Source organism: Chitinimonas naiadis, from assembly GCF_054780835.1.
In genome coordinates this window covers 241,392-268,111 of sequence record NZ_BAAGVO010000007.1, presented here as the reverse complement: position 1 = coordinate 268,111, position 26,720 = coordinate 241,392, and the positions used below count along the sequence as shown (strand labels likewise).

General features: G+C 60.7%; 21 protein-coding genes. 2 read left to right on the top strand and 19 right to left on the bottom strand.

Features of this window, described 5'->3' with window-relative positions:
- Positions 1–90 precede the first annotated feature (90 nt).
- The 10 genes from pseC to smc all read right to left on the bottom strand — a co-directional run bounded on the left by pseC (position 91) and on the right by smc (position 12,947).
- Positions 91–1,251: a UDP-4-amino-4,6-dideoxy-N-acetyl-beta-L-altrosamine transaminase gene (gene pseC / locus ACYVHK_RS21625; RefSeq protein WP_460536469.1), complete on the bottom strand. Its 1,161-nt coding sequence runs from the start codon at positions 1,249–1,251 to the stop codon at positions 91–93.
- A complete protein-coding gene (pseB, locus tag ACYVHK_RS21620; protein ID WP_460536467.1) occupies positions 1,248–2,258 on the bottom strand; it encodes a UDP-N-acetylglucosamine 4,6-dehydratase (inverting) in 1,011 nt (336 codons plus the stop codon). The genes pseC and pseB overlap by 4 nt, the downstream gene beginning before the upstream one ends.
- Before the next feature lie 60 nt (positions 2,259–2,318).
- Entirely contained in the window at positions 2,319–2,831 is a 513-nt protein-coding gene (locus ACYVHK_RS21615; RefSeq protein WP_460536465.1) for a peptide deformylase, read from the bottom strand.
- Positions 2,832–2,844: 13 nt separating this feature from the next.
- On the bottom strand, positions 2,845–3,591 hold the full coding sequence (locus ACYVHK_RS21610; protein ID WP_460536463.1) for a nucleoside phosphorylase-I family protein: 747 nt from the start codon (positions 3,589–3,591) through the stop codon (positions 2,845–2,847).
- 58 nt (positions 3,592–3,649) lie between these two features.
- A complete protein-coding gene (locus ACYVHK_RS21605) occupies positions 3,650–4,105 on the bottom strand; it encodes a GNAT family N-acetyltransferase (protein WP_460536461.1) in 456 nt (151 codons plus the stop codon).
- A complete protein-coding gene (galU, locus tag ACYVHK_RS21600) occupies positions 4,102–4,986 on the bottom strand; it encodes a UTP--glucose-1-phosphate uridylyltransferase (RefSeq protein ID WP_460536459.1) in 885 nt (294 codons plus the stop codon). The genes ACYVHK_RS21605 and galU overlap by 4 nt, the downstream gene beginning before the upstream one ends.
- 48 nt (positions 4,987–5,034) lie before the next feature.
- Positions 5,035–7,128: an NAD-dependent DNA ligase LigA gene (ligA, locus tag ACYVHK_RS21595; RefSeq protein ID WP_460536456.1), complete on the bottom strand. Its 2,094-nt coding sequence runs from the start codon at positions 7,126–7,128 to the stop codon at positions 5,035–5,037.
- 8 nt (positions 7,129–7,136) lie between these two features.
- A complete protein-coding gene (locus ACYVHK_RS21590; RefSeq protein WP_460536454.1) occupies positions 7,137–8,201 on the bottom strand; it encodes a cell division protein ZipA C-terminal FtsZ-binding domain-containing protein in 1,065 nt (354 codons plus the stop codon).
- Positions 8,202–8,315: 114 nt separating this feature from the next.
- A complete protein-coding gene (locus ACYVHK_RS21585; protein ID WP_460536452.1) occupies positions 8,316–9,428 on the bottom strand; it encodes an HD-GYP domain-containing protein in 1,113 nt (370 codons plus the stop codon).
- Positions 9,429–9,497: 69 nt separating this feature from the next.
- Complete coding sequence (gene smc / locus ACYVHK_RS21580; RefSeq protein WP_460537082.1) at positions 9,498–12,947, bottom strand: chromosome segregation protein SMC; 3,450 nt, start codon at positions 12,945–12,947, stop codon at positions 9,498–9,500.
- Positions 12,948–13,092: 145 nt separating this feature from the next.
- Here smc and ACYVHK_RS21575 point away from each other — a divergent pair, with 145 nt between their 5' ends.
- Positions 13,093–13,704 (top strand): arylesterase, encoded by a 612-nt coding sequence (locus ACYVHK_RS21575; protein ID WP_460536451.1) that lies wholly within the window; start codon positions 13,093–13,095, stop codon positions 13,702–13,704.
- A 15-nt stretch (positions 13,705–13,719) separates the two neighbouring features.
- Here ACYVHK_RS21575 and ACYVHK_RS21570 read toward each other — a convergent pair whose 3' ends face one another.
- Positions 13,720–14,565: an alpha/beta hydrolase gene (locus tag ACYVHK_RS21570; protein WP_460536449.1), complete on the bottom strand. Its 846-nt coding sequence runs from the start codon at positions 14,563–14,565 to the stop codon at positions 13,720–13,722.
- Positions 14,566–14,650: 85 nt separating this feature from the next.
- Positions 14,651–15,259, bottom strand: a complete 609-nt coding sequence (locus tag ACYVHK_RS21565; protein ID WP_460536447.1) for a TetR/AcrR family transcriptional regulator — start codon at positions 15,257–15,259, stop codon at positions 14,651–14,653.
- A 349-nt stretch (positions 15,260–15,608) separates the two neighbouring features.
- On the opposite strand from ACYVHK_RS21565, the gene ACYVHK_RS21560 reads away from it, so the two are divergent.
- Positions 15,609–17,702 (top strand): type IV pilus assembly protein FimV, encoded by a 2,094-nt coding sequence (locus ACYVHK_RS21560; RefSeq protein ID WP_460536445.1) that lies wholly within the window; start codon positions 15,609–15,611, stop codon positions 17,700–17,702.
- A 45-nt stretch (positions 17,703–17,747) separates the two neighbouring features.
- Here ACYVHK_RS21560 and ACYVHK_RS21555 read toward each other — a convergent pair whose 3' ends face one another.
- The 7 genes from ACYVHK_RS21555 to malF all read right to left on the bottom strand — a co-directional run bounded on the left by ACYVHK_RS21555 (position 17,748) and on the right by malF (position 26,637).
- Positions 17,748–19,574, bottom strand: coding sequence for an ABCB family ABC transporter ATP-binding protein/permease (locus ACYVHK_RS21555; RefSeq protein WP_460536443.1), 1,827 nt, complete (start codon positions 19,572–19,574; stop codon positions 17,748–17,750).
- 271 nt (positions 19,575–19,845) lie between these two features.
- Complete coding sequence (gene gap, locus ACYVHK_RS21550; protein WP_460536441.1) at positions 19,846–20,859, bottom strand: type I glyceraldehyde-3-phosphate dehydrogenase; 1,014 nt, start codon at positions 20,857–20,859, stop codon at positions 19,846–19,848.
- A 123-nt stretch (positions 20,860–20,982) separates the two neighbouring features.
- Positions 20,983–21,855 carry an aldo/keto reductase gene (locus ACYVHK_RS21545; protein ID WP_460536438.1) on the bottom strand — a complete coding sequence of 291 codons (873 nt, stop codon included), beginning with the start codon at positions 21,853–21,855 and terminating at the stop codon, positions 20,983–20,985.
- Positions 21,856–21,914: 59 nt separating this feature from the next.
- Positions 21,915–23,615, bottom strand: a complete 1,701-nt coding sequence (locus ACYVHK_RS21540; protein ID WP_460536436.1) for an alpha-amylase family glycosyl hydrolase — start codon at positions 23,613–23,615, stop codon at positions 21,915–21,917.
- Between the two features lie 79 nt (positions 23,616–23,694).
- A complete protein-coding gene (locus ACYVHK_RS21535; protein ID WP_460536434.1) occupies positions 23,695–24,132 on the bottom strand; it encodes a pullulanase-associated domain-containing protein in 438 nt (145 codons plus the stop codon).
- A gap of 65 nt (positions 24,133–24,197) precedes the next feature.
- Positions 24,198–25,100 carry a maltose ABC transporter permease MalG gene (gene malG, locus ACYVHK_RS21530; RefSeq protein ID WP_460536432.1) on the bottom strand — a complete coding sequence of 301 codons (903 nt, stop codon included), beginning with the start codon at positions 25,098–25,100 and terminating at the stop codon, positions 24,198–24,200.
- A 10-nt stretch (positions 25,101–25,110) separates the two neighbouring features.
- Entirely contained in the window at positions 25,111–26,637 is a 1,527-nt protein-coding gene (gene malF, locus ACYVHK_RS21525) for a maltose ABC transporter permease MalF (protein WP_460536430.1), read from the bottom strand.
- Between the last annotated feature and the right edge of the window lie 83 nt (positions 26,638–26,720).

Here is a 26,720-nt window from a genome sequence, read left to right as displayed (position 1 = left end):
CGGTCTGGAGAAGTGGGTATCAATGCGTTGCCCGACATGCATTCAGGCGTCTACTTGAGCATCGTCATGCCGGCCTCCCGGCCAGATCACTCACGACGGCAGTAGGGCCTTCTTGATCGCACGGACAACCTCGTCCTGCTGGTCATCCCTCAAGCCAGCGTATATCGGCAGGCTGACTGCTTCCGCGTAGTAGCGCTCCGCCTCGGGGAAGTCACCGACCTTGAAGCCCAAGGCCTGGTAGTAAGGCTGGGTATGGACCGGAATGTAGTGCAGATTCACGCCGATGCCGGCAGCCCGCAAGGCATCGAAGAACTGCCGGTGCGACACGCCCGTCCCGGCTTGCAGCCTGACCACGTACAGGTGCCAGGCCGACAAGGCGCCACTTTCACGCTTGGGTAGCTGCAAAGGCAGCGAAGCCAGCAGCTGGTCGTAACGATCAGCCAAGGACCGCCGGCGTGCCAGAAAACCATCCAGCCGTTTCAACTGGGACAGGCCCAAAGCCGCCTGGATATCGGTGATGCGATAGTTGTAGCCAAGCTCAGTCTGTTGGTAATACCAAGGACCATGGCTAGGCTCGCTCATCTGCGCGGGATCACGTGTCATGCCGTGGCTGCGCAGACGCTGCAGCCGCTCGGCGAGTTCGGGCCGATTGGTCAGGATCAAGCCGCCCTCCCCGGTCGTGATGATCTTGACCGGGTGAAAGCTGAATACCGTCATGTCCGCGAAATCGCCACAGCCCACCGGCTTGCCCTGGTAGCTGGCACCGACGGCATGGGACGCATCTTCGATGATCATGAAGCCATATTGCTGCGACAAGGCCTTGATACGGACCATATCGCAACTCTGGCCGCCGAACGCCACCGGCACGACAACCTTGGGTAGACGGCCATGTTGTTTGGCCTCTTGCAGCTTGACGGCCAGCTTCTCGGCACACAGGTTCCAGGTGCCGGGGTCGATATCCACGAAATCGATATCCGCACCGCAGTAGCGGCCACAGTTGGCACTGGCCAGAAAGGTGTTCGGGGTAGTCCAGAGCAGATCACCCGGGCCCAGATCCGCGGCAAGACAGGCGATATGCAAGGCGGCAGTGGCATTACATACCGCCACACCGTAACGTGCCCCACAGTAGGCCGCCATGGCCTCCTCGAAGCGTGCAATGGTCGGCCCCTGGGTCAGCCAATCCGACTTGAGCACCTCGACAACGGCGTCGATATCCGACTGGTCTATCTGCTGGCGGCCATAGGGGATCATGCTGTCTCGCGTTCCAGCTGGATCAGTTCTTCAATGCTCAGGTAGTGCGGATTGGTATCGGACACATACTCGAAGCCTTCCGCCACCTTCTTGCCGACACCGCCCAGTGCATCGGTCTGGTAGTTGCTCTGGACGATGAAATTGATGGCCGGGGCGATCACATAGTGATCCTTGAACTCGAAGGTATGTTGCGCGTCGTCACGCGAGATCATCATCTCGTGCAGCTTCTCGCCAGGGCGTATACCGATCACCCGTTGCGGCAGCTTGGGCGCGATGGCAGTAGCCAGATCGACAATGCGGGCTGAAGCGATCTTGGGCACGAAGATCTCGCCGCCCTGCATGCGCTGGAAGTTGTTGATCACGAAACCCACGCCGTCCTGCAGCGTGATCCAGAACCGCGTCATGCGCGGATCGGTGATCGGCAGGGAATCCGCGCCTTCCGCGATCAGCTTGCGGAAGAACGGCAGGACCGAGCCGCGCGAGCCGACCACATTGCCGTAGCGTACGACGGCGAAACGCGTCTTGTGACCCCCCGTAATGTTGTTGGCCGCCACGAACAGCTTGTCGCTGAGCAGCTTGGTCGCACCGTACAGATTGATCGGACTGGAGGCCTTGTCGGTCGACAATGCGATGACCTTCTCCACACCGCACTCGATCGCCGCGTTGATGACATTCTCCGCCCCGCCGACATTGGTACGAATGCATTCGGTCGGGTTGTACTCCGCAGCAGGCACCTGCTTGAGTGCCGCGGCGTGAACCACGTAGTCGATACTGCGCATCGCCTGGCGCAGACGCTCGCCATCCCGGACATCACCCAGAAAATAGCGCATCTCGGGCGCATTCAGTTCCTGCTGCATCTCGAACTGCTTGAGCTCGTCCCGAGAAAACACCACGACCCGGCGTGGCTTGTGCTCCTTGAGCAGGGTCGCAATGAATTTCCGGCCGAAGGATCCGGTACCGCCGGTGACCAGAATGGCCTTGTCCTTGAAGAAGTCCTTGTCGCTCATGGCCGCTCGATCTTTGTGTGTTGGTGGGTGAAATATTTGCCTAGCAATAATTCTGCCAAGTCACTCGTCAGGCAGGTCGCCCAACCCCAGGGCATCGATAAAACCGAAGGTCCGCATATCGCGAATCCGCATGGGATAAAGCATGCCGAACAGGTGATCACACTCATGCTGCACCACGCGAGCATGGAAACCCTCGACGGTACGGTCGATCTCCCTGCCCTGCTCGTCAAACCCTTGATAGCGCAGGCGCTGATGGCGCGGCACCACGCCACGCATGCCCGGCACACTCAGGCAGCCTTCCCAGTCGTCCGCCATCTCATCGCCGATTGGGGTCAGCACCGGATTGATCAGGATGGTGAAAGGCACCATCTCCGCATCCGGGTAGCGTGCACTCTTGAAGCCGCCAAAGATGGTCAACTGCTTGGAAACACCAATCTGCGGGGCTGCAATACCAGCCCCATTCATGGCCACCATGGTGTCCTGCAGGTCCTGGATCAGGTCCGCCAGTGCCGGGGAGCCAAACTCTTCCGGCTCGATCAGGTCGGCTACCCGCAGCAGGAGCGGGTCGCCCATCTTGACTATCGGTTTAATCGCCATCGACCTTTACCAATGCTTCGAGAATACGGTGTACATGCTCGATGGCACCATCGAAGATACCCTCGGCTGCGTGCAGATCAACATGATGACGGCTATCGCCCCGCCCGGCAGCCCAGTTGGCGACCACCGCAATGGCGGCATAGCTCAGGCCCGCCTCGCGAGCCAGGGCGGCCTCCGGCATACCGGTCATCCCCACCATGTCACCACCGTCACCAGCAATGCGATTGATCTCGGCGGCGGTTTCCAGGCGCGGCCCCTGCGTTGCAGCATAGACGCCTTCTGTCAGGATGCTTTGCTGGCTGGCTTTGGCGGCCTTCAGTAGGCGGCCACGCAACTTGCTGCAATAGGGCTCGGTAAAGTCGACATGGGTAACCGGCTTGTCCCCGCCTTCGAAAAAGGTGTGCCGGCGACCGCTGGTGTAGTCGATGATCTGGTTGGGCAGGACGATCTTGCCCGGCGACAGGTCTTCGCGAATGCCACCCACCGTGCATACGGACACTACCCGTTTGACCTTCTGCTCCGCCAACGCCCAGATATTGGCGCGATAGTTGATCTCGTGCGGGGGGATGGTATGGCCGTAGCCATGGCGAGCAATGAACACCACCTGATGGTCATTGATCTCGCCGAACATCAGTGCACCCGATGGTTCGCCGTAAGGGGTGCGTATTACCTGCCTGTGCGTGATGTGCAGGTTTTTTAGCCGGGTCAGCCCGGTTCCGCCAATGATGGCGAGCATACGTCTCTCCCAATGATCTGTTATTCAGCCCATTCTAGGCTGGTTCCGCCGCCCTGCCTCAGGCAGGGTCTAGCGGCAAGGTATAGGTACGGAAGACCGTATCGTATTGCCAACCATGTTTCTCATACTGGCGCTGTGCTACCAAGTTGTCGTGCGCCGTGGTCAGCTGCAGATAAGCCGCACCTTGGGACACGCCAAACTCGCGTGCCGTTTCCAATAATTCCGCGGCAATCCCCTGTCCCCGGGCTTCCGGGCTCACGAACAGATCGTACAGCACCCAGATGGGGGCCAGCGCAACCGAGCAGAAGCTGGGGTACAGCTGCATGAAACCCACCGCCCGCCCGGCATCATCTTCCATCAGGAAGACGACGGACTGGCCCGCCTGCAAGCGCATGGCAAGCCACATGCGACAGGCCGGGAGATTGCTGGGCTGGAGGTAGAACTGACGGTAAGCATCGAATAACCGCGCGGCATCGTCGAGCGTATCGCTCGCCTGAATCTGCCTTACCTTCATTTTGGTACCGACACGCCACAGAATTGCTGAAGGTAGGCCTTGAATTCGGCCCCGACCTCGTGATGACGGGCGCCGTATGCCAGCGTGGCTTGCAGATAGCCCAGCTTGGTACCGCAGTCATAGCGGGTACCGACAAAAGGCAAGGCCAACACGCGCTCTTCTTCCAGCAAGGCGGCAATCGCATCAGTCAGCTGGATTTCTCCCCCTTGCCCCGGGCGAGCATTGATCAGATGCCGGAAAATGCGAGCAGTGAGTACATAACGTCCCACCACTGCCAGGGTCGATGGCGCCTCGGCAGGCTTTGGCTTCTCGACGATGCCACTGATCTTCAGGTGGCCGCCGCCGTTCTTTTCCGCGACCACGATACCATACGAGGACGTGTCCTCACGGGGGACCTCCTGCACGCCGATGACCGAGCTGTGGGTATCGTCGTACAATTCGACCATCTGTTGCATGACCGGCTTGTGGGAATCGATCAGGTCATCGGCCAGGATGACGGCAAACGGTTCGTCGCCAATCAAGGGCCGGGCGCACAGCACCGCGTGGCCCAGGCCACGTGCTTCCGGCTGGCGGACATAGGCGCAACTTACGTTCTTGGGAATGATGTTGCGAACGACTTCAAGCAGCTCGATCTTACCCTTGGCTTCGAGTTCGGTTTCAAGCTCATAGGCCTTGTCGAAATGATCCTCAATCGCACGCTTGTTGCGTCCGGTGACAAAGATCATTTCGGTGATCCCAGCCTCGATCGCCTCTTCTACAGCGTACTGAATCAGCGGCTTGTCCACGACATTGAGCATTTCCTTGGGGCTGGCCTTGGTAGCCGGCAAGAAGCGGGTACCCAATCCAGCGACAGGAAAGACCGCCTTAGTAATCTTTTGCATTAAATCTGGTTCCTCTGAAACGCTTTAACAAGCCGGGTTGGTCCCGGTCTAGTTGGCTAGAATGCCACGCAGGGCCGCCTCATCAAGGATGGCGATGCCGAGTTCCTGTGCTTTGTCCAACTTGGAACCTGCAGCCTCTCCCGCCAGCAGGTAATCCGTCTTTTTCGATACCGAGCCGGCAACCTTGCCGCCCGCGGCTTCAATTAATGCCTTGGCTTCATCTCGGCTCAAGCTCGGCAGCGTGCCGGTGATCACCAGGGTCTTGCCTAGCAACGGCCCGGAAGGCAATGCATCACTGGGCTCAAACTCCTCCCAGCTTACGCCTGCCGCCCGTAATTGTTCTATGACTTCGACATTGTGACTTTCAAGCAGAAAGTCACGTATCGATTGCGCGACTATGGGGCCGACATCAGGAACCGACTGTAGCGCCGCCAGGGCCTGTGCTTCATCGGCAACCGTCGCAACCTCGATCAACGCGTCCAACTTGCCGAAGTGGCGCGCAAGATCCTTGGCCGTTGTTTCCCCGACATTACGAATACCCAAGGCATAGATAAAGCGTGGCAAGGACGTCTGTCGACTCTGTGCGATAGCGGCCAGCAAATTGGCCGCCGACTTCTCCGCCATGCGCTCCAGCGCCGCCAACTTGAGGATGCCAAGCTTGTAGATGTCTGCCGGGGTGCGGACCAGGCCCGTATCCACCAACTGCTCTACCAGCTTGTCACCCAGGCCTTCCACATCCATCGCCCGGCGGCCAGCGAAATGCAGCAAGGCTTGCTTGCGCTGCGCAGAGCACACCAGCCCGCCTGTACAACGATAGGCTGCTTCACCTTCTTCACGGGTCACATGAGAGCCACAAACCGGACATGCCAATGGCATTTCAAACGGAGCGTACCGCGGAACCTGTCGGGTTTCCAGTAGATCGACACCTTCTTCGACAGTCGGGCGACGATCCAGCACGACATCCACCACCTCAGGGATCACATCCCCGGCCCGGCGCACGATCACCGTATCGCCAACGCGTACATCCAGCTGACGGATACGATCAATGTTATGCAAGGTTGCATTGGTGACCGTCACGCCACCGACAAATACCGGCGCAAGGCGAGCAACCGGCGTAATGGCGCCAGTGCGCCCGACCTGCACGTCGATCGATTCCACCGTAGTCAGCATTTCCTGGGCCGGATATTTATGCGCAACCGCCCAGCGCGGTTCACGGCTCACAAAACCCAGCCGGTCCTGCAAGGCGCGTGCATTGACCTTGTAGACCACGCCATCAATGTCGAACGGCAATGCATCACGCTTGCCGGCAATCGCTTGGTGAAAGGCAATCAGGCCGTCGGCACCGACTACAACGGCTCGATCAGCGCAGACCGGCATACCCATCTCCGCCAGCGCATCCAGCATACCGCCATGGCTGTCGGGTACCGTCCAGCCCTCAACCGCACCGAGGCCATAGGCAAAAAAGCTCAATGGCCGCCGGGCGGCAATCTTGGGGTCCAGCTGCCGCACCGCGCCAGCTGCCGCATTACGGGGATTGACGAAGGTCTTCTCACCTTTCTCCGCCTGACGGGCGTTGAGCGCGTCAAAATCATCGCGGCGCATGTAGACTTCGCCACGAACCTCCAACGCAGGTGCGTCTATGCCTTCAAGTCTCAGCGGAATCTGGCCGATGGTTCGGATATTCTGGGTCACATCCTCACCCGTCTCTCCATCCCCTCGCGTTGCGGCCTGCACCAGCACGCCCGCCTCGTAACGCAGGCTGATTGCCAGGCCATCGAACTTGAGTTCCGCGGCATATTCGACCGCGGGATCGAGTTCGGTCAGCCCGAGATCGCGCCTTACCTTGGCATCGAAATTCACGGCGCCGCCCGGACCGGAATCCGTTTCGGTGCGGATCGACAGCATCGCAACGCGATGCCTTACCGGCGCAAAACCGTCCAGTATCCGACCACCGACGCGCTGCGTCGGCGAATCCGCCAAGCGTAGCGCCGGATTTGCCAGCTCCAGTGCTTCGAGCTCCCGGAACAAACGGTCATATTCAGCATCAGGTACGCTGGGCTGATCGAGCACGTAGTACTCACGACCATAGCGATTGAGCAGTTCACGCAGCTCGGCTGCACGTTCAGGAGGCGTAACAGTCATACGGGGCTTCAGGCAAACAGGCGTAGCGCAGCCACGCCACCAGCGGGAATACCGCGATCATCCATCTGGGCGTAGAGCGCAACCAGTTGCTTGCGTATGGCCGCAAGGTCGGCAGGCTTCAGGGAGCGGTTATCGTCATCGACCAGATCCCCACCCAGGGTCAAAGCCATCTGTTGGGCAAGATCGGCCATACGATCAAAGGCTTGCTCGCCACCGGCGACACGCGGCACATCCAGCAACAAGGTAACGGACGGTGTGTCTTCGAGGGAGTCTACCGGCCGGTGGTGCCGGTCCGCTAGACTGAACAGCGCCTTGCCGGACTCGGACCGGGCATGAAAGATACCGTCTGTTTCCAGGATCATGCCGGCGGCTTCCGCCATTGCATAGATACGGCCAATGGCGAAGGGATTGCGGCTGGATACCACGCTGAGGCCAATCTGCATATCGACGGAGGCACAGAAGGCATCTAGCTGCCTGGCAACCTGCAGCTTGTCCTCGCGCCGCGGGAAAGTCGCTACCCCGCCTTCGCGCTCGGCAAAGCTGCTCAGTTGCTCACAGAACAGCACCAGCTGCGCCTCACTGACCGGCCCCTGCCGGTCCACGAGCTGCATACCGACGCGTAGCTCATGGTAACGCTGGCCACTGCGGATCACTTCCCATTCGTCACTCTCGCCCAGGCCAAGGATACGCACGCGCTTGCCGACATCGATTTGCGGGATCACGGCGTAATCAACCGGCTCGCCGGGGTGGACCTCGGCGACATAGTCAAAGGCGGGGTCCAGCACAGCGACCGCCAAGGCCAGCGACTCACTCAAATCGACGGTTTCCGGCGCACTGGCCGTCGCCTCACCAAGCACCATGGCATCAGGCTCCAGCGATGGTTCGAAGCGCAGGCCGGTCTCGCCCTGCCGAACCATATTCTTGGGGGTATCCAGCAGGACGTCCGGGTGGCTCTTGGCAAACGCAGCGGCGGCGCGCTTCTTGAAGCGCCATTCCTGCCAGCTGTTATAGCCCCACACTCCCGCAACCAGCGCCAGGCCAAGGCCCAAGGTGATCCAGTGAAATTCAGTCATGCGATGTTTCTCCACGCCATGTACGCAGGCGCTCGACAGCGCGGCAGCTTAACGGATGTACACGGTGCCGCCAAGAACAGGGAGTCGCCATCACGCCTGGTAGCCACACTATGCTCAGGCAGGAGCCGATGCCCCTGTTGCCGGCGGATGCGTCCAGTCCGGCGATGCCGCCTGGAATGCGTTGATGAGCAAGGCGTCGAATCGGGTATCGAGCCCCCCATGGATATCAAAGACGGCGCGTAAGGCGGCGCGCCGGTATTCCTCGCCCTTGAGCCCGGCCACACCCTCATAGAACAGGTCGGCACAAGCCAGCATCTGGGCTCCCGGATGCAAGGATTCCTGCATCTTGCGCAAGGGAAAGCCGCGCCCATCCGCCCATTGATGATGCTGCCGCACGATCACGGCCGCTTCTTCGGCCCCTGGACAAATGGCCAGCAGCCATTGGGCGGAGACTTCCGGATGCTCCGACCAGCGTTGCCAACCTTCATCCTTGGGCGTCGGTGGCTTGGCAAACACCGTATCTGGCAAGGCCAGCATGGCGACGTCATGCCAGTACACCGACAACACCAGTGCCTGATCGTTCAGCGGGGTCGGATAATGACGATTGAGGGAACGGATAATGCTGATCTGACTGTTGGCGCGATCCAGCCAGGGCAGATGGCGAGCACCCAGCGCGCCACAAAGCTGCGTACCCAGCGCGATCGCATGCTCGACGGCGGGTCCGGCGGCGGTACCCTGGTCGGCCCAGCGGCTGGCGCCTTGCAAAATCGTGCCTGGCGAATGGGCGGCCAGCAGCACATGACGGGCAGCCTGGTCCGCCGCAGCCTGGCTCGTCGCACGCGACAGTTCGTCGATCGATGCCAACAGGCCATCCAGCGGGGTTTCATCGAACCGCCGCGTGGAGCGCAAGGTCATGGCCATGTCCCGCACCCGATCCAGGCTCTGCAGTACGGCTTCGGCGATCAGGGCGGAATTGAGGAAACGCCGCTCCCGGAGGCTTTGCAGCACGTCCTCCAGGCGGTGCAGGAAATCCGCAATCGGCGTCGCACCGCAATAGGCAAAATCGCTCTTGATGGTATGGACGTGCCGGAACGCACTGGCGATCAGCTCCGGGGACTCCCGGAACCGCTCAAGCTGGTGCATATCGTCTTCCAGCAATGGCAAGCGATCCTGCAGCTCGATCATCACTTCCTGCAGCAGTTCAAAATTGACCTGCTCGCTTTCCATGCTGTCTCCTGGCATGTCTTTGTAATGGGCTTACCGGGTAGGTCAGCGCGGTGCAGGTCTGAGCCCGCTTCAGGCGGCTTCCCGCATCTGCAGGGCCTGCTCGATATCCACGGCCACAACCCGGCTACATCCTTGTTCCTGCATGGTAATGCCGATGAGCTGGTCGGCCATTTCCATGGTGATCTTGTTGTGAGAGATATATAGGAATTGTGTCTTTTCCGCCATGCGCTTGACCATCTCGCAGAAGCGGCCGGTATTGGCATCGTCCAGCGGCGCGTCCACTTCATCCAGCAGGCAGAATGGTGCAGGGTTGAGTCGGAACAGGGCGAACACCAGCGATAACGCAGTCAAAGCCTTCTCACCGCCCGACAGCAGGTGGATGGTGGAGTTCTTCTTGCCCGGCGGCTGGGCCATGATCTGGATGCCGGCATCGAGAATCTCGTCTCCGGTCAGGATCAACTCGGCATGGCCGCCGCCAAACAGCAGCGGGAACAACTCCTGCAGGTTGCCATTCACGGTATCGAAGGTCGATTGCAGCATCGCGCGAGTTTCGCGATCGATCCGGCGTATCGCACTTTCCAGCGTTCCCAGCGCCTCGGTCAGGTCGTCAGCCTGCGCATCCAGGTAGGTTTTGCGGTCCTTGGCGGCATTGAGTTCATCCAGCGCGGCCAGATTGACGTTACCCAAAGCGGAGATGGATTGCGTGAGCCTGCCGATTTCGCTGACCAAGGACTGTATCTTCAGGCCATTGCCGATCAGCGGCATCAGGGCCTCTACGTCGGCACCCGCCTCTGCCAGCTCCTGGGTGAAACGCTCCAGCGCCAGGCGCGCCTCCTGCTCCTTGAGCCGTAGCTCGCCCACTCGCTCACGCAAGGGATCGAAGCCCTGGTCGATCAGGTGCTTTTCCAGCTCCTTTTCCTTGAGCGAATTGGTTGCCGCATTGGCCGCGTCACGCAAGGCAGCAAGTTGCCGCTCTTTCTCTGCCCGCAGGTTGACCGCCTCCTGAAAACCGACGTCGAACTCACCTTCGTCGATGCCTTCCAGATCAAAGCTCGCCTCTTCCAACCGCAAGCGCGCTTCCTCCATCTGGCTGGCCAGGTCTCCGTTACGCCGCGTCATCTCCGCCAGGCGGGCTTCTGCCGACTGTCGGCCAAAGCCGGCCTCCTGCGCCTGCCGCTCGACCTGCCGCAAGCGACCACGCTGCACATCCAGCGCCGTTTCCGACTGGACCCGTGACAGCTTGCCAGCCTCCACCCGCCGCTCGAGGTCCGGCAGCTCGGCCGCAGCAGACTCCGCCTCGACCTTGGCCTCCTCGCGCTCCAGCGCCAGCTCATCCGCCTCAGCGCGAACCTCGCCGACCTCGGCCTGCAAGGCATCCCGGCGCGACTGGGCCTGCTCGGCGGCCTGTGTCATCCTGGCCACTTCAACCTGCCGCTCGCCACGCTGCTGTCGCAGCGCATCCAGCTTGGTACGAGCATGCTTGAGTTCGGCATGCAGCTCGCCCAGCCGTTGCTCAACCGTGTGCAGCGCCTTGCTCTCCACTTCCAGCGAGGGGCCGACAGAGGCCAACCGGGCAGTCAGTTCCGCCAACTCCCGCTCCCGTTGCAGCATGCCCGCGAGGGCGTTGTCCGGTGCGTAGAAATGCTGAGCGTGTCGACTGATGGCGTGGCCGGATGCCGCAACGGCCAACCCACCCTCGGGAAGATGGGGCCGCACGGCGCTTAGCGCCGCATCGTCCGTCACACACCACACCTGGGCCAGCCAATCCCCCAGCGCCATGGACAAGGCGGGTAGATCGGAACTGACATGGGCGATCAGAGGGCTAGCCGCCTGTATATCCAGACGCGCCGGGCTCAACTGTTCACCTGTTGGAGAAACCAGCGTCAACCGACCGGGCGGTATCGCGGTCAACGTCGCAGCACCGGCAGGCCCGATAACGGCATTCATGCGCTCTCGCAACACTGCTTCGACCGCTACTTCCCAACCCGGCTCGATGTGCAGGTGGCGGAACGCGCGCGGGGCATCCGCCAAGCCCTGCTCCGCCAGCCAGGCCGATACCGACTGATCAGCCGCGGCCTGCGCCTGCAGCTTGGCCAGGGCGTCATGCCGGGCACCGAACTCGGCGCGCTCGGTACGCAGCCGCTCCACTTCACCGCGATGCCGGCCACGCGCTTCTTCCGACTCATGCAAGGACATATCCAGCGCCAGCATGCGCGCCTGCGCATCCTCCAGGGATAGCGTCAATTCCTCCAGCGCCAGTCGTTTCTCATCCAGCAATTCGGCATCCGGCACCGGCAGGTTGCGCAACTCGCCCTCTAGCCGCTCGCGACGCAGTTGCAACTGAGCCAGGCTACGCTCCAGATGCTGCAGTTGCTGCTCAGCCAATTGCTTGGTCTGCCGTGCGTGAGAGAACGCCAGTTGCGCCTCGCTGAGTTCGGCCTCGTGCGCCTTGTAGGCCTCCTCAAGGCGAGGCAAGGCATCCTGCTCGGCCAGCAAGGCCAGTTGCACATCTTCCTGCGCCAGCGCAGCCTCATCGCGCTTGAACTGCCATTCGTCCTGTTCGGCAGCCAGCGCCTGCTTCTGCCGCCCAAGCTCCTCCAGCCGCTGTCTGGCCTGCGACTGCTGCAGGCTGAGACGTTGACGGGTCTCTCGCAGATGCAGCAGCTTCTGCTCCTGACGGGCAACCGTCGCGCTGGCGTCGGCGAGTGCGGACTGTGCCTCGCCTACCCGATCGGTCGCATCGTAGTGCGCTTCACGCAGCATCTCGATGGCCGCTTCCGTCTCACGCAAACGGGTAGCCTGGGACTCCAGCCCCGTCTGCGCCTCGGCAATCTCGCTACGACATTTTGCCTCGTCTCGCTCCGCATCCAGCTTGCGCTGCAACGCCAGCAGGTTCTGTCGCTCGGTAAGGCGGTTGCGGTATTCGTTGTACTGGGCGGCGACACCCGCCTGGGTTTCGAGCTTTTCCAGCTGACCGGCCAGCTCCTGGCGGATATCGTCCACACGGGACAGATTCTCCCGGGTGTCACCCATCCGCGCCTCGGTTTCCTTGCGGCGCTCCTTGTACTTGGATACCCCGGCGGCCTCCTCCAGAAAGGCGCGTAGTTCTTCCGGCCGCGCCTCGATGATGCGGGAGATCATGCCTTGCTCAATGACCGCGTAGCCACGCGTACCGACGCCGGTGCCAAGGAACAGGTCGGCAATGTCCTTGCGTCGACACTGGATATTATTGATGTGATAGGAGGACTCTCCCTGCCGGGTCAGCACACGTTTGATGCTGATCTCGCCATATTGGGACCAGGCCCCAGCGGCACGACCTTCGCTATTGTCGAACACCAGCTCGACCGAGGCCCGGCTGACCGGCTTGCGGCTGGTCGAACCATTGAAAATCACGTCCTGCATTGATTCGCCGCGCAGCTGTTTGGCAGACGACTCGCCCAGCACCCAGCGCACGGCATCGATCACATTCGACTTGCCACAGCCATTGGGGCCTACCACGGCCACCAGTTGGCCGGGCACCGGAATGGCGGTCGGATCGACAAAGCTCTTGAAGCCGGCAAGTTTGACGTGGGTTAGGCGCACGGAAGCAATCGATAGGCAGGAGTCGCCGGATTGTAAACGATGCCGCCTCCGCTGCTACGATCACGTCAAGGGAGACGACACCATGATATTGCGGCCACTGGTACGACTATTGATCTGCTGCTGCCTGCTGCTCGCTGGCTGTGGCGAAAAAACCAAGCTGCCCCGGCTTGGCGCCAGCGCACCTATCCTCGCCTTTGGCGACAGCCTGACCTACGGCACCGGTGCCACACCAGAAACCAGCTATCCCGCCATCCTTACCAGCCTGGTCGGACATCCGGTGCAAAATGCGGGCATCCCCGGCAATACCACGCAGGACGGGCTGGACAGGCTGGAAGAAAGCCTGGCCGAACAGAAACCCGCATTGCTGATCCTGTGCCTGGGTGGCAACGACTTCCTGCAACGCCGGCCGGAGGCTGAAACCGTCGCCAATCTGCGGGCCATGCTTCAGCTTGCCGAGACGCACAGGGTACCGGTACTGCTGGTTGCAACACCCAGGCCGGAACTGGCCTTGCCCATACCAGACTTCTACCGGCAATTGGCCGACGAATACAAGGTGCCGCTTGAGGATGAAGCCCTGGGCAAGATACTGGGCAAAGCCAAACTCAAGAGCGACGCCGTCCACCCCAACGCCCAGGGCTATCGGCAGTTCGCCGAGGCGATCGCCGACAAGCTGCGCAAGACGGGCGCGTTGTAGCGCCCATCCTGGATATCAACCCGCGAGGAAAGCCTGCACGCGGGCGATGACGGCCGGATCGCGCAACAAGCGTCGATGTCCCAGCCCCTCACTCTGGTGCCATTGCGCTCCCTGCCATGCGGCAGCGATGGCGGCTCCGGACTGGCTACTGACCTCCTTGTCATCCCGGTCATGGATGACCAGTCCAGGCACTGCCAGCTCGGCAGATCGCTTCACCGCATTCAATTCATCCCAGCCCACGCCCAGCCGGGTTTCCATCCGCTGGCGCAAAGCCTGCAACTGCTCGCCATCCAGGCTTAGTACCTTGCCCACCTGCCGGGCGTAGCTCGCCACATCAGAAGCCGGCGCCAGCAGGGCCAGCCGCCCTACCGGCAAGCGGTGGCTGGCCAGTGCATAGACGGCCGCGGCACCGCCCAGTGAATGTGCAACCAGGCCATCCACCCCACCTTCATTGCGCAGCAGACGGGTCAGCGCCTGGGCAAAATGCAGCAGCGAGGCTTGCCGACCAGGGCTGGCACCATGGCCGGGCGCATCGATACCGATGACCTGGTAGCCATCTGCCACCAGGGCTTCGATCAAGGCGTGAAACTGGGTGGCGCGACCACCCCAGCCATGCATCACCGCCACTTTGCCTCGACGGGCCTCACCCCAGCGATAGGTGCGCATGGGCTGGCCATTCCAGCCAGCCACCGGCAAGCCATTGGTATGCAGATAGCCTTGCTCCGCACTCGCCAGCCAGGGGCGTTCCTGTACGGTCCAGTCATGTCGCGGCGGCGTCAGGAACAATCGCTCCGCCCATGCGACCGCCAGGCCGGGTGCTATTCGCCCCAGCGCGCCAAGACTCAGCCTCAGAGAGCTCAATGCAATTTTTTTACGAACGTTCGTGCTATTAAAGCTTGCAGTAAGTGCATGCATGGCTGCCTCCCAAGGCAAACAGGTAAAAGGTTCAGATCTTTCGACGAGGTGGAGCGCTGATCAGCCGCTCCAGGCCTGCCCGCGCAGCATCCGAGAAACGAGGATCAGAGAGCAGGCGAACATGGTGATGGGTAGACAGGATCAAACCAAACAACTCGAAGGCAAACTGTGCCTCATCGGTATCCGTCGGCAGCTCACCGGCCTCCACCGCATAGGCTACGGTTCGCCCCAAGCCTTGCAACCAGCCTCGTTGCTGGGTAGCAAGATGGTCACGGATCGCCCCAGGCCGATCATCGAACTCGCTGGCCGCAGCCAGGATCAGGCAACCGCCCCGTGGTTGGGCAATGGTCCATTCCAGCCAGCTCGTGAACAAGGAGCGCAAACGCGACAGCCCTCGCGGCGCCTGGAAGGCCTGCCGCGATACTTCTTCGTCGAAGCGCTGCTGTGCGGCGCGCAGCACCGCCAACTGCAACTCCTCCTTGGCACCGAAGTGGGCGAACAACCCACTCTTGGACATACCCACCTTGTCGGCCAGCTCGCCGATGGTGAGAGCGGCAAGACCAAGCTCCCGGGCCAGCACAATGCCCGCGTCCAGGATGGCTTCCCTGGTGGCTTCACCTTTGCTGACCGTACGGACCATGACTATCCCTGCTGGCTTGGACAATTTACGTAGCAATAATAGCACGACCGTTCGCACCAAAATCAAGCGGAGACTGACAAACGTACAACACAACGTCATACAAAAACCCGAAAAAACCGGGGTTTAGCGCGTTTTTCTCAGAAATCACCTAAACAAAAAGGTAACAGCAGCCGATAAACCATACCTATGGGCATCGTTTTTGCCTAAACTCCCAGCAACAGGCAGAACAACACACAAAGCACGGCCAGCAAAGGTACGTCGCACCTATAACTGCTAAGAGATTTTAAAGACCTCCACCGTTCGAATTCGGGCTCCCTACGGTCGGTCACCCAAGCTTTAGAGGCACTGCATGTCCTATCGACTATCCAGCAGCAAGATTGGATCGCCGGCGTTGATGATAATGGGGGCGTTGCTATCGCAGCCCGCCCTCTCGGCCACGCTCGGCCCCCTGCAGATCAATTCACGGATAGGCCAGACACTGGATGCGCGAGTCCGTATCAATGCGCATGCAGATGAGTACATAGGCCGTGACTGTATCGCCGCGAGTCTCTATGACGGCGGCGACGATGGCTACCTGAAGCGCGTCCTGACCGAATTCGCAGCCGACAAGAGCGGTGGCGGCTGGTTGACACTGATAGGCGATGGCGCGCTGAACGAACCGATCGCCAAGCTGAGCATCCGCATGCGTTGCGGAGACGGTGGCGAAGCCAAGCGGGACTATATTTTCCTGCTCGACCCCCCAGAGCGCCTTGCTGATCGTACCGCCTCCGCCGAATCCGGCCTGCCGCAAAGCCGTGCTGGTAACGGCGCGACATCAGCCGGTCCCAATGCCAGCGGCAACGGTATCGTAGCGCCGCTGCCAGCCAGCCAGGGCAAACGCAACACCTCCGCGCGCCCGGACGACGGCGCCAATCCTTTGGCGGCATACGGCGGCACCTGGGTCAGCAAGGCAGGCGAAACCTATGCCTCGATCGCCGCCCGTATCTTCCCCGGTCAGCCCGATACCCAGAAAGCGCTGGTCCTGCAGCTACGTCAACTCAACGCCCATCTCCCACCTCGCGGCAAGAAGCCTCTTGCTGATGGCGTGCAGTTGCGACTGCCGGAGAAGTTGAAGGCCCCCAAGCCCGCAACCAAGCCGCCTGCTTTTGCCAGTAGCAAGCCGGCTCCGGTACCAATGCCGGCACCAGCAGCACCGGCTGCTCCGGCGGCCGCGGCAGCTAACCCGAACGCAGCAGCGCAGTCCAAGCCGGGGACACTCAAGCTGTCGGGTACGGAGCCGGAGGCCGCCGCAGGTTCGACGGCCACGCCGACCGAGCAGGAAGCGTTCAAGGAGAAGGAACGCGAGTTGCTCGATCAGGCCGCCGAGCAGTTGGCCCGTCTGCATGAGTCGCAGAACCGCATCGACAAGCTCGAGAAGCGCCTGGCCTGGCTCAGCAATGAAATGCTGCGCCGAGACACCGCCAATGCAGCGGCCTTGAAGGCACAAGGTCAGGCCAACTGGTCCAGCCTGGGCCTCGCTGCCCTGCTGGGTGCCATTGTCGCCAGCGCACTGGCCTTTTTGCTGCACCTTCTGAGTAAACGACGACAGCAGCGTAGCCAGCAAACCGAGACACTGGCAGCGGCGTTCAACGATGGACACGATGATCTGCCCTGGCACGAGCAGACCATCATCCAGCCGCGCGCAGAAATAAATCCCGGCCAGCCCGTCGCGCCGCAGCCGGTGCTCCAGCAAGCCCACTTTGAGGCACCTGCCCATTCCCCGCAGGAATCGGACATGGATGTCTTCATCCTCAACAGCGCCGCCAGCGAGGCGGCGGTGTTGGCCGCGCATGGCCAGTATGATCGGGCAATTGCCATGCTGGAGGAAGAGATCCAGATCTACCCGACCAGCGTGGTCAACTGGATGCAGCTACTGGAGCTGCTGTACGGCCACCGTGACACCGAGCGATTCCTGGCGCTGGCACAGGACTTCCGGCAACGCTTTGCCAGCGAAGCGCTATGGGAAAAAGTTCGGCAAATGGGGTTGTCATTGATCCCGGACCATCCCCTGTTCAGTATTCTGGAAGCGCCTTTCGGCAAGCCGATGAGCGATCTGAACAGCGTACTGGATGCCGATCTGGAGCCGGACCCGGTACCTGCATCGGCGGATCATCTGGCCGAGCCGCTGGTATTCGAGCTGGACAAGTCCATCACTGCGGTTGGCGCCCCGCCACAGCACCTGGATCTGATCGAGATTCCTGCCGCCTTCGAGGATGAGCCACACGGCGATCTGATATTGGCGCCGGTCGAACCCGCCACGCCGCTGGAGCAAGCCCGGCATCTGATAGCCGGCGGTGAACGGGAAGCAGGTGCCGCGATCCTGGAGAAGATCCTGATGCAGGGCAGCCAGGAAGAAAAGCTGGCCGCGGCGGACCTGCTGGTACGTCTGACCTCCCCGTCCTGATCATCGTTCACATGGCGCATCCGCTCGACGGTGCGCCATGTGCGGCTAGCTCACGCTCGCCAGGGCAGCTTCGCGCTCCGACTCGCTCTGTTGCAACGCCCACATCCGGGCATAGCTACCCAACTGAGCCAGGAGTTCCTTGTGACTGCCGCGCTCTATGACACGGCCGTGTTCCATCACCAGAATCTCGTCGGCATCCACGATGGTCGATAGCCTGTGCGCAATGACCAGTGTGGTGCGATTGGCGGAGATCGCTGCCAACTCGGCCTGAATCGCGCGCTCGGTCTTGGAATCGAGTGCAGAAGTCGCTTCGTCGAAGATCAGGATCGGTGGGTTCTTCAATATGGTCCGGGCAATCGCAACACGTTGCTTCTCGCCACCAGACAGCTTCAGCCCGCGCTCTCCCACCGTCGTATCCCAGCCATCCGGCAGGCGCTCGATAAAGTCGAGGATATGCGCTGACCTCGCGGCCTCAATGATCTCGGCGCGCGTCGCCTCGGGCCGGCCGTAGGCGATGTTGTAATAGATGCTGTCATTGAACAGCACGGTGTCCTGCGGCACGATGCCGATATGGGCACGTAAGCTGGCCTGGCTCACGCCGCGTATGTCCTCGCCATTGATGCGGATGGCACCATCGCTGACATCGTAGAAACGGAACAACAGGCGCGACAGCGTGCTCTTTCCCGCTCCCGAACTGCCCACGACGGCCACGGTATGGCCTGCCGGTATGGTGAAATCCACACCCTGCAAGATTTGCCGCTTACTCTCATAGGCAAAGTCCACCTGCTCGAAACGCACCGTGGCGGCGTGGGTGGCCAGTGTTGCCGGGCTCTCGACATCCTGCACTTCCGCATTTTCATGCAGCAGGCTGAACATCTTTTCCATATCTGTCAGCGCCTGCTTGATCTCGCGGTAGGCCATGCCAAGAAAATTGAGCGGCGCATAGAGCTGGATCAGGAAGGCATTGACGGCCACCAAGTCACCCAGCGTCATCGTTCCCTTGGCGACACCATCAGCCGCCAGCCAGACCAAGATCGTGACCCCCACGGCGATAATCGCGCTCTGGCCGCTATTGAGCAGTCCAATCGAGATTTCGTTACGGATCGCGGCTTTTTCCCAGCGTTGTAGCGACTCATCATAGCGACTGGCCTCATAGCGCTCGTTGCCGAAATACTTGACGGTCTCGTAGTTCAGCAAGGAATCCACGGCCTTGACGTTGGCCTTGGAGTCGAGCTCGTTCATGGCCCTTCGGGTCTTGGTCCGCCATTCAGTCACACCGATCGTGAAGGCGGCATACACCGCAATCGTCGACAGGGTGACCGCAGCAAAACGCCAGTCATAGAGGGTGACCAGGATGCCGGTCACCATGGCGATTTCTAGCAAGGTTGGCAGGATATTGAACAGCATGAAGCTCAATAGCGAGCCAATGCCGCGGGTGCCGCGCTCGATATCGCGTGTCACCCCACCGGTTTGCCGGTTCAGATGAAAGCGCAGGCTCAAGCGATGCAGATGCTCGAAGGTTTCCAGTGCCACACGCCGGATGGAGCCTTGTGCGACCTTGGCAAATACAGCGTCGCGCAGTTCACCGAATACGGTCGAACTCAGCCGTAGCAGGCCATAGCCGATGATCAGGCCTATCGGCACCGCCAGCAGGGCATCGCCGCGATGGCTCAGTTGATCCACGACGCTCTTGAGCAGCAAAGGCACTGAGACATTGGCCACCTTGGCAATGGCCAGACACGCCAGGGCCGCGAAGACACGCCCTTTGTAGCGCCACAGATAGGGGAACAAGGTCGCAAGCGTCTGCCAATCGCTGTTGGGTTGGCGAGCAGCGGGCAGCGGCGAACGATTGTTCGGGGAAGTATCAGACATGAAGACGCAATCGGGGAGAGTATCCCGTTATGATGGCGGCTTGATCACGGATATCAAGCCCCACCCATGGAATGGCTGCTTATTGAAGCCGGCACCGCCGGCCTGCTGTTGGTATTGATCGTCTGGTGGACCTTGCCGCGCAAGGACAAACACAAGAACAAGGACGAAGATCCGTCCTGAGCCCCCTAACTCCTCTCCAAACGGACAAAGCCGGCAGTACGCCGGCTCTGTCTGGACAAGATGCTGCGGCAAACCTCGCCGCCACCTTCGTTCAACGGGCGTTGAACAGGGCCTTGCAGGTATCAAGCATCCGGTTGGAGAAACCCCACTCGTTGTCGTACCAGGACATGACCTTGACCAGGCGCTTGTTGCTGACCTTGGTCTGCGTCGCATCGAAATTCGACGATGCCGGATTGTGATTGAAGTCGACCGAAACCAGCGGCTTGGTGTTGTAGGTCAGCACACCTCCCTTGGAGCTCGCCGCCGCGGCCTTCAGGATTTCGTTCACTTCCGCGACCGTAGTATCGCGACCGGCAGTAAATACCAGGTCGACCAGCGACACATTGATCGTCGGCACACGCACGGCCAGGCCATCGAGCTTACCGGCGAGTTCAGGAATCACCAGTCCGATCGCCGCAGCCGCACCGGTCTTGGTCGGGATCATCGACATGGTGGCGGAACGGGCGCGACGCAAGTCGCTGTGATACAGGTCGGTCAGTACCTGGTCATTGGTATAGCTGTGCACGGTCGTCATCAACCCCATCTCCACACCCAGCGCGCTATGTAGCGGTGCCACCAGCGGTGCCAGGCAGTTGGTGGTGCAACTGGCGTTGGAAATGACCGTATGTTCAGCCTTGAGGCTGCCATCGTTGACGCCAAACACAATGGTAGCGTCCACATCGTCACCACCCGGCGCGGAGATAATGACCTTCTTGGCACCCGCCGCCAGGTGCGCACCAGCCTTGGCCTTGCTGGTGAACAGACCCGTGCACTCGAATACCACATCGACATTCAGGTCCTTCCACGGCAGCTGCGCCGGATCACGAACGCTGAGATAGCGGATGCGGTCACCGTTGACCAGCAGGAAGTCGCCGTCGTAACCGACATCGCCACGGAACTTGCCGTGCACCGTGTCGTACTCGGTCAGGTGGGCATTGACTTCAATTTCGCCCAGGTTGTTGATCGCAACGATTTCGAACTCATCGCGACGATTGTTCTCATAAAGGCCACGCAAGATATTGCGACCGATGCGGCCGTAGCCGTTAATGGCGATGCGGATAGTCATGGGCTTGCTCCTGAAAGCTTGGGTAGGTTGCGACGTCGTTGGGACGTTCTGCTTCTGTTTACGGTTCAGCCTCGTCGGGCCGCTTCACTCCGTGCAGCCTGCACCTCCCGGTGCAGGCGGATATCAAGGCATCTCGCGGCCAAGTGCGGCCTCGAGCAACTCAAACCATTGCTGTCGATCCAAAGTCACCGACTGGGCAGCGACAAGCAGGCGGATACGCTCCAGCTTGCCCGAACCCAGGACGGGATGAATACGTGCAGGGTGGCGCAGCAACCAGGCAATCGCCAGTTGCTCTCGGCTCAGCCCCAACTCCCCGCTCAAGCGGGTCAGGACCTTGCCTAACGGCGTGTCGGCAGGTTCCGCCGACAAACGCCCTCCCCCCAGCGGCGACCAGGCCTGTGGCGCAACGCCCAGGCGCTGGCATTGGTCCAGCGTGCCATCGAACAATGTATCGGCGTGGAGCAACGATACTTCGACCTGGTTGGCAACCAGGGACTCGTCCAGCCGACTTTGCAGCAGGTCGAACTGATGGGGCAGGAAGTTCGACACGCCAAATCGCTCGACCTTGCCCGCGCGCTTTAGCGCAGCGAACGCTTCGGCAATCTCGTCGGCATCCATCAGCGGATCAGGCCGGTGGATCAGCAAGGCATCGAGCTTCTCTACGCCCATCTGACGCAGCGAATTCTCCGCCGATGCCACGATGTGCTCACGGCTGGTGTTGTAGTGCTTGACGCGATGTGCCGGCCGCGCCGGCGTCACCAGTGCGATACCGCATTTGGAGATCAGCTTGATGCGTGACTTGAGCGCCGGGTTGGCCTGCAGTGCGGCACCAAACAGGCCCTCGCACTGGTAGCCCGTGTAGATATCGGCCAGGTCAAAGGTATCGATGCCCAGTTCCAGGCAACCCTCCACCAGACCCGCCACTTCCGCCGGCGACATGTTCCAGTCGCCTATCCGCCAGATACCGAGAATCAGACGGGAGAAATCCTTACTCACTGATCGTTTCCTTATTTGTTGCATATCGCGGCCCGGGGCGCCTGCCCCGCTACCGCCAACTACAGCGCTTCCAGCAACACCGTGCCATTGGCTGTCAGTGCTACCGCGCCATTCGCCACCTTGCCCGCCACGCCGCTATAGGCATCCCGTACGGCTTCGCCTTCCTTGAAAATGCCACCAACAGGAATACTCACCTGACCGTTTGCCTTCGGTACGGCAACAATCCGGTCGGAACCGTATACCCGACTGAAAGCATACGGCTGGTCGGCCAGTTTATGGTGCTTGCCACGTGCCAGGGCGACGTGTCTGGCCCGGAACTGACCCAGCTTCTGCCAGTGTGCCAGTACCTCGGGATTGATACTGGCCCAGTTCATGTCGGAACGCGTGCCTTGCTGGGTATCGCCCGCACTGCTCGGACCTTCCGGCCTGGCCGTTTCGTCGCCGTAGTAGATCTGCACGCCACCGGGGGCCAGCATCAGGGCGGTACCCGCATTGATCAGACGATCCCGCCGATACAGCCGGGTATCGTGCGATGAGATGTAGGAGAGCACATCAAAGGGCTTGTCCCCCTTGCTGCCATCGATCAAACGATGAGAGTAGCTGGCGTAAAGATCGTTCAAGGCCACCAGGTCATCAAGCTTGCTGTCTTGCAGATCAAAATTGAGCAGGCTGTCAAAGCCATTGTCGAAGTAGGCATCCCGCTCCACACCATGGGGGAATACCTCACCCACCATCCAGAATGGCGCGTCGTCGATCTTCTTGCCCGGATTCTTCGCCTTCCACTCGGCCAGCGCCTGGTTTCCGGCAGTCTTCAAGGCCTGCCAGGAGGCCAGCTCCACATGCTTGGCGGTATCGCAGCGGAAACCATCAATACCGTACTCGCGCACCCAATCGCTCAACCATTGCACCAGATAGCCACGGACGGGGGTGTTGTTCAGCTCGATGGCGCGTGTATCGGCCTTGCGCTTCAGGAAAGGCGGCAGGGTAACGGGCGCAGCGCTCTCGGTCCTGAAGTCCGGCAGGTAGGCCAGTTGCTTGCTGAGGTCGTCCGTACCGCCTTCGCGATAGCCCGGCAGGCCGGCGCGTACCCAGTCGCCTCCCCACCACTGCGCCCACTTCTGCTTGTCGGCGTTGTAGTCGATCCAGCCATGGTAGTCCTGCAGGGTGTACTTATCGTGCGCGCCCTTCCACAGCACCGGAATCTCAAGCTGATAAGCGGTTTCAATGTCCAGATAGCCAGGGTGGTTCATCACGATGTCGAACAACACGCGTATACCTTGCGCGTGCGCAGTATCCACCATCTCCCTGAGCTCTTCCGGCGTCCCCATGTTCTTGTCGAGCACGGTGTAGTCGAGCGCAAAGTAGCCATGATAGGCGTAGTGCTTGAACTCGGCCTTGCCGCCTTGCACCCAGCCATGGATCTGCTCATACGGCGCGGTGATCCAGAGTGCATTCACCCCCAGCTGCTTGAAATAGCCTTCACGCAGCTTGCTGGTCAGCCCGGCCAGATCCCCACCATGGAAAGTGCCTATCTCCTTGGCGCCATCCTTCTGGCGTCCATAGCTGCCATCATTGGCTGGGTTGCCATTGAGAAAGCGATCGGTGATGGCGAAATACACGATGGGATTGGCTGCAAAACCCGTCTTGAGCGGTTCTGCGTCCTGGACCTGCGCTGCGGCGACCGGGGCCACCGGCGCGGAGGAAGGCGCACTGGCACAGGCAGCCAACAGGGCCGAAGCAAGCAGAGTAAGCAGAGGCAAGCGATTCTTCACAGCAACGATCCGATCTCGAGTTAGGGCTGGTGGGTCACCGTGACGTCACCCACCTGAACGACTTTAATTACTTGGGCACGGCAGCGAGCGCCTCTTCCTTGCTCTTGTAGATGTTCGCGTCATTGGAGATCACCCAGGCTTCCTTGATCTCCTTGGTATCGAAGGCCATGTCCTTGCCCTTTTGCTCCTTGCTGTCGCCCTTGTGGATGATGTAGTTCACCGTTGCGGTGCTGCCGAAATCCTTGATGCTCAAGCGCCAGTACACGCCGAAATCATCCTTGCCCGTCGGCACCATGGGGTTGAACCAGCCCACCCCGTCCAAGGGCTGATCGCTGGCACCGGGCGCCCGCTTCCAGACATGCAGGCCCCATTTTTCATAGGCACCATCCGCACGGTGGTAGTGAAGATCGACCATACCTTCGGGTGGCGCATCGGCAAAAGCCGGCAAGGTGGCCAGCATCAGGCCGGCCAGGAACGTCTTGATCAGGTTGCGTTTGCTCAACATCGTCTTCACTCCGTTCTGGTTATGTATGGGACTGGCAAGGCGCCCTGCTGCTGGCACCCTCTGGATCAACCCTTCACACCGCCGGCGGTCAGGCCCGACGTCATCCAGCGCTGCGCAAGCAGGAAAACCACCGAGATGGGCAGGCCAGACAAGATGGCAGCCGCGGCAAAGTCGCCCCAGAAGTACTTCTGCTCATACAGGAACATCTTGATGCCGACCGCAATGGTCAGTTGGTCCTGCTGCTTGAGCAGCACGGAAGCGATCGGGTATTCGTTGACGCCCTGAATGAACGCCAACAGGAAGACCACCATCAGGATAGGCACCGCCATGGGCAACAGCACATAGCGGAAAGCCTGGAATGGCGTCGCACCATCGACCTTGGCCGCTTCCTCGATCTCCACTGGGATCGTGTCGAAATAGCCCTTGATGGTCCAGATATGCAGGGCAATGCCGCCGGTGTAGGCCAGTATCAGGCCGCCGTGGGTATCGAGACCCAGCCAGGGAACATAGCTCCCCAGCCGATCGAAAATGGCATAGATGGCCACGAGCGCCAGCACCGTCGGAAACATCTGGATCAGCAGGAGGCTGTTGATCAGCTGCGTCTTGTAGGCAAAGCGCATACGGGCAAACGCATAGGCACAGGTGGTGGACAGCAGCAGCCCGATCACCCCGGAGATGGCCGCCACCTTGATGGAGTTCCACAACCACAGCAGGACCGGGAACTCGGGCTGCACCAGGCGCCCATCGGCGGCCTGGTACGGGATGCCCAGCGCCAGCTTCCAGTGCTCGAAGCTGATCTGCCGCGGAACCAGGTCGATCAGGCTACCGGCCGAAGCAAAGTTGCCGGGGCGCACGCTGATCGCCAGGATCATCAGGAACGGGAACATGATCAGGGCAATGAAGCAGATCAGTCCCAGGTGGGCGGCGATGACGCGCCAGCGATGGGATTTATCGAGAACAATAGCCATGATGAGCTCCTTAGCGGACTTCCGCCTGGTTCACCTTGGTGAGCCGCAGGTTGATGATGGATAGAATGGCAACCATGAGGAACACCACCGTGGAGATCGCCGCGGCCAGGCCGAAGTTCTGGCCCGAATCCTGGAACGCGATGCGATAGGTATAAGACACCAGCAAGTCCGTCGTCCCGGCCGGCACCTTGGTATCCAGGAAGTCTGGCCGGCCATTGGTCAACAGCGCGATCAGGACGAAGTTGTTGAAGTTGAAGGCAAAGGCCGAGATCAGCAGGGGCGTGATCGGCTTGGCGATCAACGGCAGCGTGATCTTGAAGAAGTTGGTGAGCGGACCGGCACCCGCGATCGCCGAGGCCTCGTAGAGGTCGGACGGGATCGCCTTGATCAGGCCCATGCTCAACAGCATCATGTACGGGAAACCCAGCCAGGTATTGACGATCAGCAGCATCACCTTGGCCAGGAAGGGATCGGTGAACCAGTTGGGCTTGATGCCGAACAGGCCTTGCAGGATCAGGTTGATCTCACCGGCGTTCTCACTGAACAAGCCCTTGAACACCAGGATGGAAATAAAACCCGGAACCGCATACGGCAGGAACAACAGCACGCTGTAGACCTTGCGGAAGCGCAACGCCTCCCAGCTCATCAGCACCGCCAGCACGATACCGACCGAGAAGGCGAACAACACGGTCAGCCCGGCAAACACCACGGTCCAGCCGAAGATCCGCAGGAAAGGCTCGCTGAATGCCTTGTCAGTAAAGATACGGGTGAAGTTGCTCCAGCCGACACTGACCTTGAAACCAGGCTGCATCGCCTCGCCGGTCGGGCCTTCGAAGAAACCGGTGGTGAAGTTGGGCTTGATCAGCGAGCTGTCCTGCTGGTTCTTCAGGGAGCCATCCGGTTCAACGACATAAAGTTTGCGCACCGGCGCAAACTCGCGCAGGCCGGAAGCACTGGCAACCTGCCCGCTGGGCAGCGTCACCGACAGCAGCTTCAGTACCTTGAGGTTCTGGATCAATGTCTTGGTATCGGCCGGCTCGCTCAGCGGTGCATCGGCGGCGACCTGCCGCTTGGCGGACACCGTCAGCGGCGTAGCCTGCTTGAGTGCCAGTGGATCGGTGATGAACACATCGCCCTGCTCGCTCTCGAGCCGGACGCGGTAGGCGGGACCATCGGCATGTAGGGTAAAAGCGTAGCTCTCTCCGTCCACGACATAGGTTTCGTCCAGGAAATACTGGCGGGCGCGCTCGTACTCGAGCAGGTTGCGAGAACTGTAATTGGTGAAGCCAATACCGAAGGTATAAACCAGCGGAAACACCACGAACACAATGACCGCCAGCACCCCAGGAAACAGGTAGCGATAGGCATAGGCCTTGCTCGCGCTATAGACGTACACGGCAATGCCGAGAATCGCCAGGCACACGAGGGCCAGCAAAGGTTGGCCGGCGATATAGATCTTGAAGGTAAGGAACAACCCGGCCAGCAGGACCAGACCCGCGACCAGGAGCAACACCCAATGTTCCAGCTTGCGCACCATGCTTTTATACACTCCGTTTATCTTTGGTGAACGGGCTGGCTGTCAGCCCGCTCGCCAAAGACCTCCCTTGCGGGAGGTCTCGG

What these genes read in the sequence shown, in the direction of transcription:
- pseC (WP_460536469.1), bottom strand. Translation starts at nt 1,251, where the DNA reads ATGATCCCCTATGGCCGCCAGCAGATAGACCAGTCGGATATCGACGCC.
- pseB (WP_460536467.1), bottom strand. Translation starts at nt 2,258, where the DNA reads ATGAGCGACAAGGACTTCTTCAAGGACAAGGCCATTCTGGTCACCGGC.
- ACYVHK_RS21615 (WP_460536465.1), bottom strand. Translation starts at nt 2,831, where the DNA reads ATGGGCGACCCGCTCCTGCTGCGGGTAGCCGACCTGATCGAGCCGGAA.
- ACYVHK_RS21610 (WP_460536463.1), bottom strand. Translation starts at nt 3,591, where the DNA reads ATGCTCGCCATCATTGGCGGAACCGGGCTGACCCGGCTAAAAAACCTG.
- ACYVHK_RS21605 (WP_460536461.1), bottom strand. Translation starts at nt 4,105, where the DNA reads ATGAAGGTAAGGCAGATTCAGGCGAGCGATACGCTCGACGATGCCGCG.
- galU (WP_460536459.1), bottom strand. Translation starts at nt 4,986, where the DNA reads ATGCAAAAGATTACTAAGGCGGTCTTTCCTGTCGCTGGATTGGGTACC.
- ligA (WP_460536456.1), bottom strand. Translation starts at nt 7,128, where the DNA reads ATGACTGTTACGCCTCCTGAACGTGCAGCCGAGCTGCGTGAACTGCTC.
- ACYVHK_RS21590 (WP_460536454.1), bottom strand. Translation starts at nt 8,201, where the DNA reads ATGACTGAATTTCACTGGATCACCTTGGGCCTTGGCCTGGCGCTGGTT.
- ACYVHK_RS21585 (WP_460536452.1), bottom strand. Translation starts at nt 9,428, where the DNA reads ATGGAAAGCGAGCAGGTCAATTTTGAACTGCTGCAGGAAGTGATGATC.
- ACYVHK_RS21575 (WP_460536451.1), top strand. Translation starts at nt 13,093, where the DNA reads ATGATATTGCGGCCACTGGTACGACTATTGATCTGCTGCTGCCTGCTG.
- ACYVHK_RS21565 (WP_460536447.1), bottom strand. Translation starts at nt 15,259, where the DNA reads ATGGTCCGTACGGTCAGCAAAGGTGAAGCCACCAGGGAAGCCATCCTG.
- ACYVHK_RS21560 (WP_460536445.1), top strand. Translation starts at nt 15,609, where the DNA reads ATGTCCTATCGACTATCCAGCAGCAAGATTGGATCGCCGGCGTTGATG.
- ACYVHK_RS21555 (WP_460536443.1), bottom strand. Translation starts at nt 19,574, where the DNA reads ATGTCTGATACTTCCCCGAACAATCGTTCGCCGCTGCCCGCTGCTCGC.
- gap (WP_460536441.1), bottom strand. Translation starts at nt 20,859, where the DNA reads ATGACTATCCGCATCGCCATTAACGGCTACGGCCGCATCGGTCGCAAT.
- ACYVHK_RS21535 (WP_460536434.1), bottom strand. Translation starts at nt 24,132, where the DNA reads ATGTTGAGCAAACGCAACCTGATCAAGACGTTCCTGGCCGGCCTGATG.
- malG (WP_460536432.1), bottom strand. Translation starts at nt 25,100, where the DNA reads ATGGCTATTGTTCTCGATAAATCCCATCGCTGGCGCGTCATCGCCGCC.
- malF (WP_460536430.1), bottom strand. Translation starts at nt 26,637, where the DNA reads ATGGTGCGCAAGCTGGAACATTGGGTGTTGCTCCTGGTCGCGGGTCTG.